Raw genomic sequence first — 17545 nt, forward strand, 5'->3', positions numbered from 1 at the left:
AAGATAATCGTTTTTGTGGGTTATGAATAAAAAGTTAGTGCGATTTTTAGGCTTATTCTGCATGGCTTGTATTGCCTGGAGCTGTATGAGTCATTGGGGTTATTCTTCCCAAGGAGACTACTCTTCAGCTTGTAGGACACTCCAGGTTACCCGTTATCCAGCGCTGACTCCAGTTCCTGAAAATGGCGATGAGCATTATCGCGATCAAGTCTACCTGAATGGGGTATGGGATTTTCAACCGGCGATCGCTACCTCTACCACTCCCCCCCAAAGTCATTGGGGCAAAATTCGCGTTCCCGGTGACTGGAGACGGGAAAATGCCAAATCATACCCAGGTGTCCTTTCCCGTGGTACTGGCGACCCTTGGAAGGGGTTTAACGGAGAAACTTTAGCCCAAGCTTGGTATCAAAAACAGGTCAGTATTCCTCCTGAGTGGGAAGGGCGCAGAATCCTACTCAGTTTGGAACGGGTTAGCACGGATGCCAATTTATATATTAATAACCAAGTTTGTGGTGAAGTCAATTGGCCCTATGGGGCTGTAGATATTACTTCAGTAGTTCATCCTGGACAAGAGAATAATCTGAGTTTTTTAATTCGTTCCATTCCCGATCGCGAGGATAAAGCTGTAATTATGGGGCCGAATGAGATTTATACTACTGAAGCCAAATTAGCCTCTCGCGGTTTGATTGGGGAGGTGCGATTATTAAGTATTCCCCAAGGTGCATGGATTAGTGATGTCTTTGTACAACCTTCAACCCGAAAACAACAAATAAAAGTTGATGTTGAACTCACGGATATTACCCAAACAAGTTCGGTGGAAATAACAGCCAAAATGCTCGATGAACAGGGTAAAGTTGAACAGGAATTTACAGCGATAAAACCAGTTCAAGCACAAGCGCTCCAAACTCTAAATTTAGTCTGGGATTGGCAAAATCCTCGATTATGGGATGTGGATCGGCCAAATTTATATACTCTCCGGTTACAAGTGAAGGGAAAAGGAATTGAAGATACTTATGACCAATCATTTGGCTTTCGAGAATTCTGGATTGAAGGGAAAAATTTCTACTTAAACGGAACAGAAATACGGCTGCGCCCCGTGTACCATGAAGATATGTGGAAACCTTGGACAATCGGTATCCCTGAAGTTATGGATCGTATGATTGAAGAGTATCAGTGGGCAGGATATAATATAACCGAACTCTGGCCCTGGAATCATGATGAACGGGGACGATGGCATTTTCGAGAGTTGTTTGCTGAACGGGCTGATTTAAAGGGATTTCCAATTATGGCTCCTGTGCTTTCCATCAGTCAATTATCAAGATCGGGAGATTGGAATAAAGCGCATATTAGGCAAGTTTGGGAAACACGAATGGTGAATGAATTACGTCGTTATCGTAATCATCCATCAATTATGATGTGGGTAACAAATCCTAACTATTTCGGCCACAATGACGACCAAAATCCTCGAAGAATTGGTTTTAAATTAGTCGGAGAAAAGCTCAGTAAATTGTCAAATAAGCGTTTCCAACGATTATCGCCAGTCGGTGAAGAAGTGGCAAAAATAATTAAAAAATATGACCCTATTCACTCGGTGGTATTTCATCAAGGTGCATCTGTTGGAGAAGTCTATACCCTCAATTCTTATTTAGGGATGATTCCACTACAAGAGAGAGAACAATGGCTTTCTAGTTGGTCAGAACAAGGCGATATGCCTTACATGGTTGTTGAATTGGGTACCCCTTTACACACAACCATGATGAGAGGGAGAGATGGGTTTGGAAATGCTGTCCGTAGCGAACCTTTGATGACTGAATTTAGTGCTATTTATTTGGGAAAAGAAGCATACAAATTAGAGTCATCTGAGTATCGTTCTCAAATCCCAACTTTGTTCTTGAAAGACCAAGAGTATGAAAATTGGCATTTTAATCATGAGTTGGATTTTGCACCAGCTTTCCAGAAGCTACAAAATTTATTTACTACGAATACTTGGCGGAGTTGGCGCACATTTGGCATCACAGGAGGAATGATTCCTTGGCATCATGGTCATGGTTGGGAAATCTTAAATCAGGGCCGAGAAGGGATCGAGGTTGAGCTATCAGGAAAACACGGCCCTTATTTAGAGGAAGTACCGAGATATTTGTGGCACTATTGGAAACCAGATAGTTATAGGGTTCATCCGGGTGGAGATGCTCTTCTAAAAAATAATGCTTCAACACTGGCTTGGATTGCCGGTATGCCGGAATTTACAACCAAAGATCATAGCTTTAAAGGAGAGGATAAGTTAGAAAAACAAGTGGTATTAATTAATGATACTAGAGCTGAACAAGAGTTTTCTTTTAATTGGGAAGTTAAGGTTAATGGAGATACAGTTGGAAGAGGTGAAGATAGCGGAAAGATTATGGCAGCTCATACTCTATTTTTTCCGATTACAGCCACTCTGCCAAAGGTTTTAGGGGATCAAGCTTGGGATGGAGAAATTTTACTCAAGTCTAGCATTGGTAGCGATCGCCATGATGATATGTTCCATTTTCGAGTGTTTCCTGACCGGCAATTAAAAACCAGTACGGTTACTATATTTGACCCTGTAGGCAAGACCACTCAAATGTTCGAGCAGTTAGGCTACTCGTTGATGCCATGGGATGGAAATCAAGTCGCTAATGTTTTAGTCATTGGTCGTGAAGTTTTGTCACAAGGACATAAACTGCCAGGGGATTTGGAAAATTTTGTCCTCAATGGAGGTCGAGTGATGGTATGCACTCAAAATCCGCAATGGATACAACAGGCACTCAACTTACGAGTTGCTCCTCATTTAAGTCGCCGTGCTTTTCCAGTTGATGAGAGTGATGAAATTTTTCACGGATTGAATCTACAGGATCTCAGAGATTGGAGAGGTTCAAGTACCTTACTTGAAGCCTATCCTGATACAACAGATGGAGATACAGTCAAGAGTCCAGCCGGTTCCCCATGGTATGGTTGGCACTGGGGAAATGAGGGTGCAATCAGTAGTGCTTCAATTGAAAAGCCCCACTTGAGTTCTTGGAGACCGATTCTAGAATCTGAATTTGATCTAGCTTATACACCACTGATGGAACTCGACTATGGTCAAGGGAAATTAATTTGGAGTACATTAGATTTGGAAGATCGTGTTCCTCTTGATGCTGGAGCAACACAATTATTAGAACAAATTATTCAGTATACTGCCACATCAGATCTCTCCAGTAAAGTGGATAATGTCGTGCTTATAGGCAGCGATAAAGATGCTAATCAGTTGAATGAACTCGGTTTAATTTATCAAAGAGAAGATTCTTTCGTTCCTGATGCGAATTTAATCATTATTGGAGAACAAATTGTCCTTAATGATCGAGATATGCGTGAGTATTTAGGCAAGGGAGGAAAGCTATTTTTCTTACCCAGGCGAAATAACTCTGTTTTAGGGATAACTGTAGGTAAAACTGAAAATTTTAGCGGTTCGTTAAATGTTCCTTCATGGTTAGAAACTCGTGGTTTAAGTGCTTCTGATCTGCGATCGCGCACAGACTATGATGCTTGGTTAATTGAATCCGGTGGAGAGATAGGAGCAGATGGATTATTGAGCCGAGTAGAAGTGGGTGATGGGGTGGCAATTTTTTGCCAGATTAACCCAGAGTCCTTAAATGCTGATACTCAGACGTACTTACGCTATACTCGCTGGCGACAGACACGAGCGATCGCCCAGATTTTGGCGAATTTAGGAGCAAAGTTTAAAGCCGATGAGACTATCTTTGAGGGAATAAAACCTCACCAGAGATTTAAGTTTCTTGGTGAAAAAGCTTCATTTTATCATCCTGATTACCGGACTGATTTTGAGTTAGGTGATGATCCCTATCGCTATTATCGCTGGTGAATTTTTCTCTAGGACAATCAATTTCAACCTTTAAGGGCTTTAGAGCTTAGGGAGAGGATTGCTGTTTTAGTAGCGCTCGTAATCGGCTTCTAATCCTTACTTTCCGTTTGAAACGAGTCCAAGAGTTCTCGTTATTGGCTTTGGCAATACCCTGGTAGACTAAGGCTTTTTCAGGAGTAACTTGAATATTTTTGGGATAAGTGAGAACTTGGAAATTATCGGGAGGCTTGGCAACGGGAATGGCTTGATTTCCACAATGAGTTCCGCTCCCATCCCGACCAATATTATCGACGAGAGAGTATCTGGGAAATAAGGTTAGTCCTTCCTGCATAAATACACTCAGATACCACATAATACCCCAGGCATCTATTTTTCCTGCGATTAAGTCTTCAAGCAGTTCAAAGTAAAAATAGGAGTTATTTAGATCAAATTGATATCGAAGTTTGCGATTTTTTTTCAGGAGATCGTAACCAGTCAGCTTAGGATCGAGATGTTGCCATGCTCGCTGCCATGTTCCCCAGCCCCATGTGGTGATGGAAGGCAAGAAAAAGCTATCGGTATCACAAGAAAAATCCGCCGGAAACATATGACCAGAAATTTGCATCACCCGTTCTTCATTTTGGTAGCGCTCTAAGGCGTGATTCATGTATTCCAAAAATTGGGGATGTAGCAGTAAATCATCTTCTAAAACGATGACTTTGCCGTACTGATTGCTCAGTTCAGTTACTCCAGTAATAATAGATTTCGCTAGACCAATATTTTTTTCTCTTTCAAGAATTTCAACTTCGCCGCACCACTGTTGACTTTTGACCACTGTTCTGGCTTCCATCACCCGATCGCGATCGCTAGGAGATTTAATTCCATCACAGAATATATACAGCTTGCTCTCTTGAGCTAAATGGCATTGAGCTAGGGATGAGAGCGCTCTGAGGGTATGTTCCGGACGTTTATAGACAAAAAAGGCGATCGGTGCTAAATCCATATCAACAAGTCCTCAATATTCTGGAGCAAGAGACCATTAAGTACAGCCACATTATAATCATTCCCAACATCGATCGCACTTAGTGATTCGATGAAACTCATCGTTTCCATAAATTTTCTAAGATTAATGCTTTAGTCATCAACCGACCAATTTGTTGGAATCTGGGATAAGTAATGTACACTAAATAATCAGCACATCCATAGGAAATCACAGTAGCAATTGCCGCACCAACTTCTTGATATCTTGGAATGAGAACTAGATTAAGTAATATGTTAATCACAGCACCACAGGACGTGCTAACTAATGCAAGGTGAGTCAGACCTTCTGTGACAATCCAAACTGATTTAGCAACACCTAACGATACAAAAACCGTAGCCCATATATGAATAGCTAATACCGAGCCAGAAGCGGCGTAATTGGGCCCGTACATGAGGGTAATCATTGGCTTTGCTAAGAATACCATAGGAATAGCGATCGCATAGGAAATACCTGTCATCATTGTCAACAGCTTTTGCCACCTCTGCTCATACAATGATATAGAGATACCTTTAGCTTCAATAAGGGCTGGTGATGCCGAGGAAACCAGAGCTGTGGGAATAAAATACCACAGCTCAGAAATCTTGGTGGCAACAGAATAAATTCCCACACTCTCATCTCCAAAGATTTGCCCCAACATAATCGCATCAATCCGTAAATAGATGATAACAGCGATACCAGAAAACATTAATGGTAGACCATTTTTCAGTAATCTCTTACCCCAAGATAGACTCATACGCCAAGCAGCGATCGCATTTCCTTTGAACTGATAGAGAATTAATAGTCCAATTGCTCCTAAAACGATCTCTCCTAAAGAGTTCCACGCAAAAAAAACTACTGGTGCTTGTAAAGATACGAGTAAAACTTTTACCCCATTAGCACATAAATAGGCAGAATTTTTACTCCAAACTGTATATTTAGATTCAACTTGTGATTGGAACCACAGATCTATAGTGTAAAATACTTGGAAACACATTCTCAAGCCGACAATTACAACTAGAGCATGAGTTAACTTGTCGTCAGGGCGTATCCAGGAAATAATCATAATTTCTAACAAATACGCAAGGATACTACTCACTAACCTAATAGCAAAAGCAGTACCGAGAATCTGATGCTTCTCAGATGGATGTTGTACCAAATCTCGGACAACCACTTTATCCAAGCCTAGAGTAGCTAGGGGAGCAAACAGACTTGTAAAAGCTAGTGCATAACTCAATAGTCCGAACTTCTGCGGCCCTAAATAACGAGCTACCCAAACGCCAATTAACAAACCTAAACCCATTTGCAACAATTTTTCTGAAGCTAACCAACTAGCATTACCAATCATTTGCCGTAATTTCGGACTTAAATTTTGAGCTAATTGACTAATTTTGTTGAACATTTATTTGTAAATATTTCTCTTCAGATACTGCAACAATATTTAGCTTAAACAAGGCTAATAACTATTATTCTTTTTCTGGATATTTTTCGTCATGTCTAAACTCAACCGAGTTGTTGTAACCACAAACCAAAACCAAGTAGGATTAACTCCCAATAAACCTGTTTCTGTCAAGTTAGTCAGCAAAGTAAAAGTCAAGACAATTATTGGGATTCCTGCTTCCGGCATTTTATCTTTACTTAAATAGCTTACAGCTTTAGCCAAAGTATTGACAAAAGCAAAGATGTATAATGTCATTCCCAACCATCCTAAATCCGTTGCAATATCCAGAAAACCATTGTGCGAATGAGGAGGAATCCAACCATTGGGATTAATGACATTTCCTGCTGGGTTTTCCGCTGTACTTTTCCAACTTTGCCAATATCCCCCCACTCCATGGCCTAATATAGGTTTTTCGTTAATTGCCTCGATCACTAGTGGCCAAAACAAGGTTCTTCCAGTAAGTGTCAAATCTTTATTGAGAGTATCAACGACAATAAATTCTAAATTCTCTACCACAACAATCATTATGCTTGTACTGACGATCAAAAAGAGTACAATTGAAGTAAATGCCCATTTTGAAGATAACTTTTTTACAAAATTCAAATATAGTGTCAAAAACATCATGCATACGAATAAGACTTTACTCGCACCACTTTCGCCTCCGTCCATTGCATACAAAGATAGGAGTGCAATCACAAATGATTGCTTTCGATATTTGGGATTATAAATACCATAAATTAGCCACATTACCATGGTAAATGACATAGCAAAAGCGAATATATTTTTATGTTTCATAATTCCTTGCCATGCTCCAGTTTTGGAATTAATCCCTACTGAAGGAACAACATTGGCATAATAGATACTAGGCAACAAAACTGCAAGGTTTACCCAACGCATGAAACTATATAGTTCGGCCCAAGAGTATTGCTTACCGATATAAACTGCTGCGATCGCTGTTTCTAAATAAACCAGACTGTTTTTCAAGGTATGAACAAAATCATTTGACCAAAATGCAGAAAACCCAATCATTAGACAAAGAAGAGATAAAAAAGGAGCTTTAACTAAAAAAACTGCAAATACATCTCCAATATTTCTTAAGGTTGATCGAAATCGAGACCAGGATACAAATAAAACAACTCCATAGATTGCTAACTGGAGGAATACGGTCATCATTCCCACTTTTCTATCAGCTAATATTTTAGGAGTTAATTTATTAAAGGGTAAGATAGATACATCAGTCAGTGCAAATATAAAACCACCCACTACCAATTTTTCAAACCACTCTGAATTTGTTTTACTCTTGTTGATATAATGAAAAAAAACGGCCACATAGATCAGCCCCGTGGCTAATACCATGAGTGCAATTAATGGATTAGCGAGTAGTGATTTGATAACTTCTTTCATTTTTCAATATTGGAACCGAAATATGGCAAGTCACTCATAGCGAATATTTGATATTATTTACATGGAAAATATTAGGACTAGAATATAGTAGAGATTATATAGGCTATTATTGAGATCAATTATAAACTGAGGGAGACCGACTATGGGTACTTATACAAAAAACTTTCAGTTTTGTCGCCCCCTGTTCGCTTTGGGGGTCGGATGTGGGTTAATAATTCCTCTCATCTTACCAGCAGTTGCTCAACACACTGGTACAGAACCGAACTGGCCGATCCAGGAATCTTCTGAGGAAAGAAATAGTCCTATATCAACAGAAAATTCATCGATCGCCACCGATAATGCTTATGTTCTAGTTGGGGGCGATCGCATCCAAATCGATATCTTAGAACTCCCCGAATATAGCGGCAACTACCAAATCCCAGTTGATGGCCTCATCGAACTTCCTCTGATTGGTTCAATACGCCTTGGACGCTTAACCTTAGCTCAAGCTAGGGAAGCCCTAGTTCAAGCCTACAGTGATGTGCTGAGATATCCAGTGATCACGATTCGATTGGTTTCTCCTAGTCCATTGAACGTGGTCGTTGCTGGAGAAGTTACCAATCCTGGTGCTTTCACAGTGAGTCTGATTGGTGGAGAAGGGGGTAATCCAGGAATCCAATACCCTACCGTAATCGAGGTTCTTAAAGAAGCAGGTGGAATAACTCTAGCAGCAGATATCAGTCAAATTAAGATTACCCGAACCATTTGGCAAGATAACCAGCAGAAGGAAATAACCCTCGACGTTGATCTGCAACAGTTGATTCAGGGCAATCCCTCCAGCACAGATATAACTATACGCAGTGGAGATAAAATCTTCGTACCCACTCAATTTGAAGTCAACTTGAAACAACTATGGCAACTGGCTAGAGTTGATTTCTCAGCCGATCGCAATCAGAGACAGTCTATTGTTGTTGCCGGTGAAGTTCATAACCCGGGTTCCTACCATATTACCTTAGCCATACCGGGTAGCCCAGTGATCAGCTTGCCTACTGTTTCCTCAGCTATTCAGGAAGCCGGAGGAATCAAACCCTTGGCAGATCTTCGTAACATGAAGCTACGTCGCCAGACTCAAACGGGTTCTGAGCTGATTATTCCACTCGATTTTTGGGAGTTGTTGCATAATGGAGATATTACTCAAGATACCATTGTTCAAAGTGGAGACTCAATTATCATTCCTAGAGTAGCGGAAATTTCTAATGCAGAAGTGTCTGAATTAGCGGCAGTCAACTTTGCCCGGCAGTCAATTACAGTGAGTGTGATTGGAGAAGTGCGATCACCTGGCTCCCTTGAGGTGCCACCGAGTACTTCTCTCAATCAAATATTACTGCGTGCCGGTGGTTTTAATGGCAGCCGAGCCAAAACTAGCCGAGTACAACTCCTACGGTTAAACTCCAATGGGAAAGTCATCAGTCGCCAAATTGGGATTGATTTCAATCAAGATATCAATGAACAAACGAATCCATTCCTACAAGACAATGACATCATTGTTGTCAGTCGTTCTGGGATAGCGCGCTTTTCTGATACCCTTCAACTCGCTCTCAATCCTGCTAACCGTCTTTTTTCATTATGGAGTATCCCACTACGCACTCTTGAGGTACTCGCTAGAATTGGCGTTATTCAATCCGAAGAAAATTAACCTAGCCATAATGAATCAGCAATTTATCGATTATGACGAACTCAAAAAAAATACCTACATCCTATTCAGAAAATGGTCGCCCAGAAATAGCAAGCCTTAATGGTATGGCAACCTTTAGGGCTGAGGAGTTTCCAGAAGAACAAACAATCGATCTTACCTGGTTGTTATCTGTATTGCGTCGTCGGGTATGGATTATGGCGGCGGCAACTTTTGTATTGAGCGTATTATCTGGAGGAAGCCTTGTCTGGATGGCTCGTCAAACTGTACCCTCCTATGAAGGTTGGCTACAATTGTTGCTCGAACCAGTAACCGCAGAAGGTCGTTCCGCTCGACTGTTATTACTAGGTGAATCAGGTGGAGATACCGACTTAGCTGATATTACAGGTAAACTTCGCATTGAAAGCACTGATTTGGTTGATTATGAAACAATGATTAGGGTACTCAAAAGCCCGAAAGTGATGGAGCCTTTAATTGAGGAATTGCAGCAGGAATACCCTGAAATTAATTACAATAATTTGCAGTCGAAACTCGTTCTTAGTCGCAGAAGTTATGAAAAAGATGGGAAGCAAGAAGGAACTAAAATCATGTTGGTTCGATATGAAGATAGTGATACTGATAAAATTTTATTTGTCTTAGATAAGGTTAGCGAAGCATTTTTACAATATTCTTTAGATGAACGAATAGACGCTCTACAAAAGGGAGTTGATTTTATTGATGAACAGTTGCCTGAACTGAGAGAAAGAGTTGAATATTATCAGTTGCAACTGCAAAATATTCGGCAAAAAAATGGTATAAACTTTCCTGATATAGAAGCTAGTGGTTTATCAGAGCAATCACTTTTAATTAAAAAAAGGAAACTGGAATATCAAGCGGAGTTAGAGGGTAAAAGACGTTTTTATGAAACATTCAAAAGACAAATTGAGAGTGGTAATCCAATTAGTGTTTTGACCTTTAAAGATCAAGCTTATAAATCGATATTAGAAGATTATCAGCAAATCGAAGTGCAACTTTCACTGAAACTCAGTCAGTTTAGGGAAGATAGTATTCCTATAAAAATCTTACAAGAGAAACAGGAAAGAGTAATGAACACTGTACAGGATATTGCTCAAGTAGAATTGGAGACAGCAAGTAGTGAAATTGAAGTTTTAGAATCCCGAATTAAATCTTTAGAAGCATCGCAGAAAGAAGTGGATCGCAAAATACAAATTTTTCCAGATATTCTCCGACAGTATTCGGAAATTGAAGCCTCTCTAGAGGTTAAAAAAAATACACTTAAAGAATTTTTGGAAAAGCGAGAGACGCTTAGATTAAACGCTTCTCAAAGAGATTTTCCTTGGTCAATTATTTCTCCCCCTAAACTGTTGAGATACTCGAATGGACAATTAAAACCTACATCTCAGGTCAGTACTAGGAAGCAACTGGCCCTAGCTTTAATCTTGAGTATGCTACTGGGAGTTGCAATTGGATTAGTTATAGAAATTTTAGATCCAGTATTCCATAGTCCTGACGAGATAAAAATTGATACAAAGACAAAGCTTCTTGGAGTGATTCCTACTGATCGGCAGATGAAAGAAAGTCAGAAAAAACGACGGCAATTTTATAAATTATTTGTCAACTCTAAGTATGGCGATCGCACGTGGTATCAACCCGAATATAGTGCTCTATTCGTAGAGTCTTTTCGTTCTTTGTATACCAATATTAACTTACTGGGATCTAAAAATCACGCCATTCGATCACTTGTCGTCAGTTCCGCTAGTCCTGAAGATGGCAAATCTACCGTTGCTCTCAATCTCGCTCAAACCGCTGCTGCCATTGGTAAGCGAGTTTTGCTCGTTGATGCCAACCTACGTTCTCCTCAACTCCATCTATCCCTCGGTCTAGAGAATAAACAGGGTCTCAGTGATACTGTGGTGAACTACCTGAGCCTCAATGAGGTCATCCAAGCCTCCCCTATCGAAGAAAACCTATTGTTCCTCAGCGCCGGTCAAATTTCTCCCGATCCGATTAAACTTCTCTCCTCCCAGAAAATGCAATACCTGATGGGACAATTGCAGGGATTCTTCGATCTCGTCATCTACGATACCCCTGCATTAGTGGGATTAGCCGATCCCTACATCCTCGCCGATTATACTGATGGTATGATACTTGTCGTTCGAGTTGGAAAAACTGAGCGTTCTGCGATTGCACAAGCTCTAGAAGAACGAAGAACGTCTAAAACTAACATCCTCGGCATTGTAGCTAATGATGTGCAAGATAGTATCTCAAAAACATCCAGAGTTCATCATCAACACTACTATTCCTCTCCTTCCTCTACAACACGGTTAGATGAAGGTATAACGAGGTTGTAATCACCTTTGAGCAGACAACACAAAAGGCTCAATGGTATAACAAATTAACCATTAAGCCTTATAATGAAGTTCAGATTAGCGTTGACTTGAAAGGAGCTAATCGACTAGCTACGACGCTTGCGAAGTCCTAAAGCGCTTGCCGCAGCTAAGAATCCTAAACCAAGGACAGTAGAAGGTTCCGGTACATCCTTAGTAATAATCTCGTCAAATCCTTGGAAGCGGAAGGCTACTCCGTCACCGGTGAGGCCTGCATAATCGGCTCCTAAAGAGAGAGTAATGGAGCTAACATCTGTGAAGGTCAAGCTCAACAAGTTACTATCATAAAAGGCTTCATCCCCTAGCTCATTGCGATGGAAGAGTGAATTAACCTCCTGACCATTCACGTGAGTTACGCCAGTTGTCCCCCACCCGTTTTCAACATCGAAGAAATCAATTGTCAGCTCATCAATGGTTTCAGTAAAGTTGAACTCGAAGTCACCAACTTCGAGTTGTCCTTGTTCTTCATTGGGAGCAACAGCACGGAACCAGTATCCTGTGGTGTTAGTTCCCAGGTCACTCTCACCGAAGTTAACTGTTTCCGTGTTATTGGTGTACTCGTTAGCGGTTCCCAACCCATCTAAGAACAGGCGGCTGCGCTGAGGAGTTCCTGGATTTTCCGCATCATCCCAGGCCAGACTCTCTACACTTTGAATATATCCAAGTGGCATGTCCAGGCACTCTTCAATACATCCAAAACCAGTATCAAACTCACCTTCAAAACCAGTAAAAGGATTACCAGGGTTAGCGGAGGCGGAGGGAGCTAACATCCCTGCAACTAGAGTGGAAGCTACTGCTCCAGCTGCTACTGTACTAACTCTTTTGGTAATTTCAGATAAAGATTGAGAGGTCATGATTGTGTCTCCTAGAACTGTGTGAGTTGATAAGTTTGTATACTCTTTTCTTTGCTTTCCTCTACGATAGTTCTCTGGGACTGGTCTTCGCATCAGAGAGATTGGGGATTTTTGATTTGAAGTTCCGATGTAGAAGTCTGGTGGCTTATGAGTGTACTTAAGTAGTTATTCGGGAAAAATACTGATCTGAGGCCTAGATAGCCCCATATCGTTGGCAATGATCCGTATAAGTGAGGAGAGAAAAATAGATTCCAGACGAAAACGCCCCATTGATGGGCATGAGGAGCCTGGGAAGATACAGAGATTTATGGGGTCAGTCCTAAAAGATGATGGTTACTGGTGAATAACGGATCGCACTCTATAGATGGGTCGATTTTGAGATTCATGGTAGGTTCGCATGAGGAGTTCTCCGAGCAAACCAAAGCAAAATAGCTGTATGCCAGTCAAGAGAAGGACTACGACTAAAATGAGTAGGGGACGGCCGCCTATTTCTTCGCCAAAACCGAACTTGAGGATGGTGAGGTAGATCCCCAACAGAAATCCCACAAACATCGAGAGTAGGCCCATGGAGCCAAAGATGTGCATGGGCCGGGTGAGAAATGTCTTCATAAACCAAACGGTTAGGAGATCCATTAAGACTCGGAAGGTGCGTCCTAGACCATATTTGCTTTTGCCGTACTGCCGAGCATGGTGGCGTACTGGAATTTCGGTGATTCTGGCTCCTTCGATAAAGGCTAAGGCGGGTAAGAAGCGGTGGAGTTCTCCATAGAGGTTCATATCGGCGACAACTTCGGCGCGATAGGCTTTGAGGGAGCATCCGTAGTCATGGAGTTGGACTCCTGTAACTTTGCCGATGATCCAGTTGGCGATTTTAGAGGGTAGGAGCCTAGTGACTGCATCATCTTGGCGTTGTTTGCGCCAACCACTGACGAGATCGTAGCCTTGTTCGATGGTTTCTAGGAGTAGGGGAATGTCGGCGGGGTCGTTTTGAAGATCGGCATCAAGGGTAATGAAAATATTTCCTTGGGCATATTCAAATCCAGCAGCCATGGCTGGGGTTTGACCATAATTTCTCCGTAGAATAACGGCTTTGAGATGGGGGGTTTTGTGGGCGAGTTCGGTTAAGAGTTCTGTGGAGCCGTCGCTGGAGCCATCATCGACGCAGATGAGTTCGTAGGTGCGTTGGGTTTGGGGGAGTATTTTGGAGATCGCCTCTACCAATAGCGGCAGGCTTTCTACTTCGTTGTAAATGGGAGCAATCACGGAAATTTCGGGCTTAGGAGTGGTTTCAACGGTAGGCAGAGTTGGGGAAGCATTCATAGGATTAGGGGTTCTTGAGACTAAACTGTTTATAAAGCCAGGCGAGTAGAGCGCCGATCGCCTCTGCTAATACACTAATGACCCGATATAAGGCGACTCCACTGAGGATGATAGCAGGTGGATAGACTCCATCCAAGAGGGCGATCGCTGTGGCTTCAAAGACTCCCAATCCTCCGGGTGCGCCGGGAATGACTAAGCCGAGTAACCAGGCAAAGCTAAAGGCACTTAAGAGTTGGGGAACTTGCGCCATTTCTATGGTCGATAGGGCTGCCAGGGCAAATAAAAATCCTAGTCCTCGAATCAAGAGAAATCCCATTTCACCGAGTAAGGGTTTTAAGGGATAGCGCTTTAATTCGGCTGAGGGTTGCTCCTGGGCTGCTAGGTCTCCTTTTGCTTTCTTTTTCGAGAGAAAAGTGAGGATAGGATTCAATATCCGAGGATGAACGCCTATCAAGACGATGACTAAAGTTACTCCTTGCAGCAGTCCTCGGCTTTGAGGACTCGCACCTGCGGCTAGGATCAGGGCTGAAGCTGCCATGAGTAGGGGTTCCATTAGGGTGCTGAGGATGGCGATCGCTCCTGGAACACCCACACTTTGAGCGGCTCGAATGCGACCATAGAAGTGCCAGACATTACCGGGCAAATATTTGCCAATATTGGTGATCAGATAGGTTTGAATGCTCCAAATGGCTTTAACTCGTTGGTTGAACTCGGCTAAAATCCAGCCCCAGATCCAGCCTGACCAAATATGAGCGGCGATCGTAATCAGAAGGGCGATCGCCAAACTCATCCATCCCCACCCACTGATGCGGATTGCCAGTACCTCCTGCCAATGATCTTTGAAGGCTTTGGCCAGAAAAAACAACGCCAGCCCCACAATAAACCATCGTAGGTAAGGTTTCAGAGTTGAGACTAAGCGTTCAAGAAAACGTTTCATAATTATCTAACTTAAACCAGATTTAAACGCCATAACCAATTGAGATCAGTCCGACGATTTTTGCTTTTACTGACTGGCTCTAAATTTAATTCATAAACTGACTGAATTTGTTGAATCATTTCTTTAGAAGGATCGTAGAGCAAGAGTTCTTCATATCCTTTGGGGATTTTGATCGAACTCTCGTCTATTAACCATACTTTTATGTTCGGATCTAGTCTATAGCTAAGAGACCCTAAATGCATGGCTGTATAACTTCTAGTCATCAGCAGAGCATTCGGACTACTATTGACCATAGCCGTCACTTCTAAACTATGAGAATCGGGGCGTTTATTCCACCAATCTTGAGATTGAGAACTTAAACCACAAGATACAATACCCAGTATAAAGCATACGAGAGTAATCAATTTCCATGGGTTAACTGGATATCGCTTTCGGGAAGTCATCTGAACTGAGAAAAGATAGGCGACTGCTATTTGCATTCCTAGAGATGAGGGAATAAGATAGCGTTGAAGATTCGATCTCGTAGATCCAAAAATTAAATCGGAGATTGCCAGAATCAACCAAGGAATAAACACAATCGTAATTACAAATAAAAATGTTTTTCTATCTGTAGTTTTCTGAGTAAAGTACAAAGCATAAATAACTAGAACAACGATACTGAGTAGAAGGGGAAGAGATAATTTCATAGTCAGAGATGACGTAGCTGAACTCCAGCCAAAGTCAACAAACTGCCTAGCGGTATTGACCAACCAACTTTGTAGATACACACTTAGGGGTGGTTTCCCAGATTGAGATTGCAAAATGTTCGCTTGCAAAATATCTGTATTTTGAATAGTTTCAATTGTATTTAACCTTTTTTGTAAAACACTAATTAACTTCTGAATAATCACCACAATCCAGGGAATAAAAGCAACCCAGCCCATGATGTTGGCTATAATATAGCGCTTGACTATTTTAGTCCATCGCCATCGCTCTAACCACAAGCAATAAATTCCATGGGAAAATAATACTAACGCAAACAAAAGATGACTATACAATCCCAAGACAATACTCACTGCATAAATGTCCCAACTGTACCCATTCTGTTTTATTGAGGTAGGGGATTGATTTTGTAAGCGTATGGCTCTTAACAGAGCAGCACTAGAGAGTAAGGTCACCACTGCAAATAAGCTATATTGTCTGGCTTCTTGTGCATATAAGACTTGAAAGGGAGAAATGGCGAGTAAACCCATTGCCATCAATCCAGTTTTGGAAGATGGAAATAACTCCAGACTCAACCAATAAACACAAGGGAATACCAACAAGCTGATCAGTGCTGATAAGCTACGGGTTACTGCAACTGAACTCCCAAACCATTCACGCCAAAAGCGAAGCATGACAAAATATAAGGGGGGATGTTCAGCATTATTAGCTAAGGCTTGTGCAACATCTGAAAATGGGCGATCGGGACTAGGGTGATAATATCTTTGAATATCTTGTATGGTGAGAATTTGATTTTTCGGGATAACTTCCACTAATTGCGGTGCTGAATAGCCCGAAACTCTTAGAGCAGTGAAGGTCTCGTCCAGCCAATATATTTTGTAGTCGAGATGATAAAATCGGAAAAACACTCCTAGTATTAGAAGGATTATAATTCCTAATTTAATCTTGTTTTTCATAAGTCATTAATTTACAATATTACTAGAATAGTCTTATAATAGTGGTCATATCCCTAACCTGGCAAGCTACTGCTCCAAATGTTATGAATTGTAAAACAATTGCTGTCTTGCTGACTTGCCACAATCGGAAAGACAAAACTTTAGAGAGCTTAGGTTCACTATGTTCTCAAGATTTGTCCTCTGATTTGTCTCTAGTGGTCTATTTAATCGATGATGGAAGTACGGATGGCACTTCAGAGGCGATCGCTGCTACTTATCCGCAAGTGAAGATCTTTAGGGGAAATGGTAGCTTATTTTGGAATGGAGGGATGCGACTGGCTTTTACCCAAGCCATGAAAGATAACCCTGATTATTATTTGTGGCTCAATGACGATACCGTATTATATCCCTCCGCGCTGCAAACCCTATTAATCACTCATGAAAAATTAACAGCCCAACAGCAAGAAAAGGCAATTATTACGGGTTCTACTCAAGACCCCGACAGCCAGGAATGGACTTATGGCGGTTATCGACAACTGGGCTGGTTTTATCCTCCCTTCAAATGCAAAAAAGTCCTTCCTGAATCAGAGCCACAACCATGCGATTTAATGTGTGGTAACTTTGTCCTTATTCCCAAAAGTGTGGTTGAGGTTGTCGGTAATCTTGACCCTGACTTAACCCATTATGCAGGAGACTGGGATTATGGGTTACGGGCCAAACAAAAGGGCTGTAGTGTCTGGGTGGCCCCCGGATACCAAGGAACTTGCGCTCGCAACCCCAAACCTGCTCCTGGAAGCACTCCCACTTTACAAAAAGGATTAAAAAATATTAATTGCCCCAAAGGATTGGCTCTAGAAAGTGTTACACTACAGCCTTGGGAAGAATGGAAACTGTTAATGAAACGCCATGGAGGAATGCTGTGGCCGATTTACTCAGTTCTACCCTATCGCAAATTCTTATTATCTTCTGTTTTTAAATCGAACAAAAAATAATGGATTAAGACTGCTCTGAGC

The 17545-nt window shown here is 41.6% G+C and carries 11 protein-coding genes; 4 read left to right on the forward strand and 7 right to left on the reverse strand.

Annotated features, from left to right (window positions below):
• The first annotated feature begins 22 nt into the window (after positions 1 to 22).
• The gene (locus PN466_RS21795) at positions 23 to 3883 is read left to right on the forward strand and encodes a sugar-binding domain-containing protein (protein ID WP_271943915.1); all 3861 of its coding nucleotides are present in this window, start codon (positions 23 to 25) and stop codon (positions 3881 to 3883) included.
• Positions 3884 to 3929: 46 nt separating this feature from the next.
• On the opposite strand, the gene PN466_RS21800 is transcribed toward PN466_RS21795, so the two are convergent.
• From PN466_RS21800 to PN466_RS21810, 3 genes are all read right to left on the reverse strand, one after another.
• Positions 3930 to 4865 (reverse strand): hypothetical protein, encoded by a 936-nt coding sequence (locus PN466_RS21800; protein WP_271943918.1) that lies wholly within the window; start codon positions 4863 to 4865, stop codon positions 3930 to 3932.
• A gap of 97 nt (positions 4866 to 4962) precedes the next feature.
• The gene (locus tag PN466_RS21805; protein WP_271943921.1) at positions 4963 to 6282 is read right to left on the reverse strand and encodes a flippase; all 1320 of its coding nucleotides are present in this window, start codon (positions 6280 to 6282) and stop codon (positions 4963 to 4965) included.
• A 54-nt stretch (positions 6283 to 6336) separates the two neighbouring features.
• Entirely contained in the window at positions 6337 to 7725 is a 1389-nt protein-coding gene (locus tag PN466_RS21810; protein ID WP_271943924.1) for an O-antigen ligase family protein, read from the reverse strand.
• A gap of 142 nt (positions 7726 to 7867) precedes the next feature.
• Here PN466_RS21810 and PN466_RS21815 point away from each other — a divergent pair, with 142 nt between their 5' ends.
• On the forward strand, positions 7868 to 9400 hold the full coding sequence (locus PN466_RS21815; RefSeq protein WP_271943927.1) for an SLBB domain-containing protein: 1533 nt from the start codon (positions 7868 to 7870) through the stop codon (positions 9398 to 9400).
• Positions 9401 to 9432: 32 nt separating this feature from the next.
• Positions 9433 to 11748: a GumC family protein gene (locus tag PN466_RS21820; protein ID WP_271943930.1), complete on the forward strand. Its 2316-nt coding sequence runs from the start codon at positions 9433 to 9435 to the stop codon at positions 11746 to 11748.
• A 104-nt stretch (positions 11749 to 11852) separates the two neighbouring features.
• Here PN466_RS21820 and PN466_RS21825 read toward each other — a convergent pair whose 3' ends face one another.
• The 4 genes from PN466_RS21825 to PN466_RS21840 all read right to left on the reverse strand — a co-directional run bounded on the left by PN466_RS21825 (position 11853) and on the right by PN466_RS21840 (position 16553).
• Positions 11853 to 12638 (reverse strand): LEVG family PEP-CTERM protein, encoded by a 786-nt coding sequence (locus PN466_RS21825; protein ID WP_271943933.1) that lies wholly within the window; start codon positions 12636 to 12638, stop codon positions 11853 to 11855.
• 333 nt (positions 12639 to 12971) lie between these two features.
• Complete coding sequence (locus PN466_RS21830) at positions 12972 to 13958, reverse strand: glycosyltransferase family 2 protein (RefSeq protein ID WP_271943936.1); 987 nt, start codon at positions 13956 to 13958, stop codon at positions 12972 to 12974.
• Positions 13959 to 13962: 4 nt separating this feature from the next.
• Positions 13963 to 14895, reverse strand: a complete 933-nt coding sequence (locus PN466_RS21835) for a lysylphosphatidylglycerol synthase transmembrane domain-containing protein (protein WP_271943938.1) — start codon at positions 14893 to 14895, stop codon at positions 13963 to 13965.
• An 11-nt stretch (positions 14896 to 14906) separates the two neighbouring features.
• Positions 14907 to 16553: a glycosyltransferase family 39 protein gene (locus PN466_RS21840; protein ID WP_271943940.1), complete on the reverse strand. Its 1647-nt coding sequence runs from the start codon at positions 16551 to 16553 to the stop codon at positions 14907 to 14909.
• 83 nt (positions 16554 to 16636) lie between these two features.
• Here PN466_RS21840 and PN466_RS21845 point away from each other — a divergent pair, with 83 nt between their 5' ends.
• Positions 16637 to 17524, forward strand: a complete 888-nt coding sequence (locus PN466_RS21845) for a glycosyltransferase family 2 protein (RefSeq protein WP_271943942.1) — start codon at positions 16637 to 16639, stop codon at positions 17522 to 17524.
• Positions 17525 to 17545: the final 21 nt, after the last annotated feature.

Source organism: Roseofilum reptotaenium CS-1145 (genome assembly GCF_028330985.1).
Classification (GTDB): Bacteria; Cyanobacteriota; Cyanobacteriia; order Cyanobacteriales; family Desertifilaceae; genus Roseofilum; species Roseofilum reptotaenium.

Coding starts and splice junctions, on each gene's coding strand:
- PN466_RS21795 (WP_271943915.1), top strand. CDS start 23: ATGAATAAAAAGTTAGTGCGATTTTTAGGCTTATTCTGCATGGCTTGT.
- PN466_RS21800 (WP_271943918.1), bottom strand. CDS start 4,865: ATGGATTTAGCACCGATCGCCTTTTTTGTCTATAAACGTCCGGAACAT.
- PN466_RS21805 (WP_271943921.1), bottom strand. CDS start 6,282: ATGTTCAACAAAATTAGTCAATTAGCTCAAAATTTAAGTCCGAAATTA.
- PN466_RS21810 (WP_271943924.1), bottom strand. CDS start 7,725: ATGAAAGAAGTTATCAAATCACTACTCGCTAATCCATTAATTGCACTC.
- PN466_RS21815 (WP_271943927.1), top strand. CDS start 7,868: ATGGGTACTTATACAAAAAACTTTCAGTTTTGTCGCCCCCTGTTCGCT.
- PN466_RS21820 (WP_271943930.1), top strand. CDS start 9,433: ATGACGAACTCAAAAAAAATACCTACATCCTATTCAGAAAATGGTCGC.
- PN466_RS21825 (WP_271943933.1), bottom strand. CDS start 12,638: ATGACCTCTCAATCTTTATCTGAAATTACCAAAAGAGTTAGTACAGTA.
- PN466_RS21830 (WP_271943936.1), bottom strand. CDS start 13,958: ATGAATGCTTCCCCAACTCTGCCTACCGTTGAAACCACTCCTAAGCCC.
- PN466_RS21835 (WP_271943938.1), bottom strand. CDS start 14,895: ATGAAACGTTTTCTTGAACGCTTAGTCTCAACTCTGAAACCTTACCTA.
- PN466_RS21840 (WP_271943940.1), bottom strand. CDS start 16,553: ATGAAAAACAAGATTAAATTAGGAATTATAATCCTTCTAATACTAGGA.
- PN466_RS21845 (WP_271943942.1), top strand. CDS start 16,637: ATGAATTGTAAAACAATTGCTGTCTTGCTGACTTGCCACAATCGGAAA.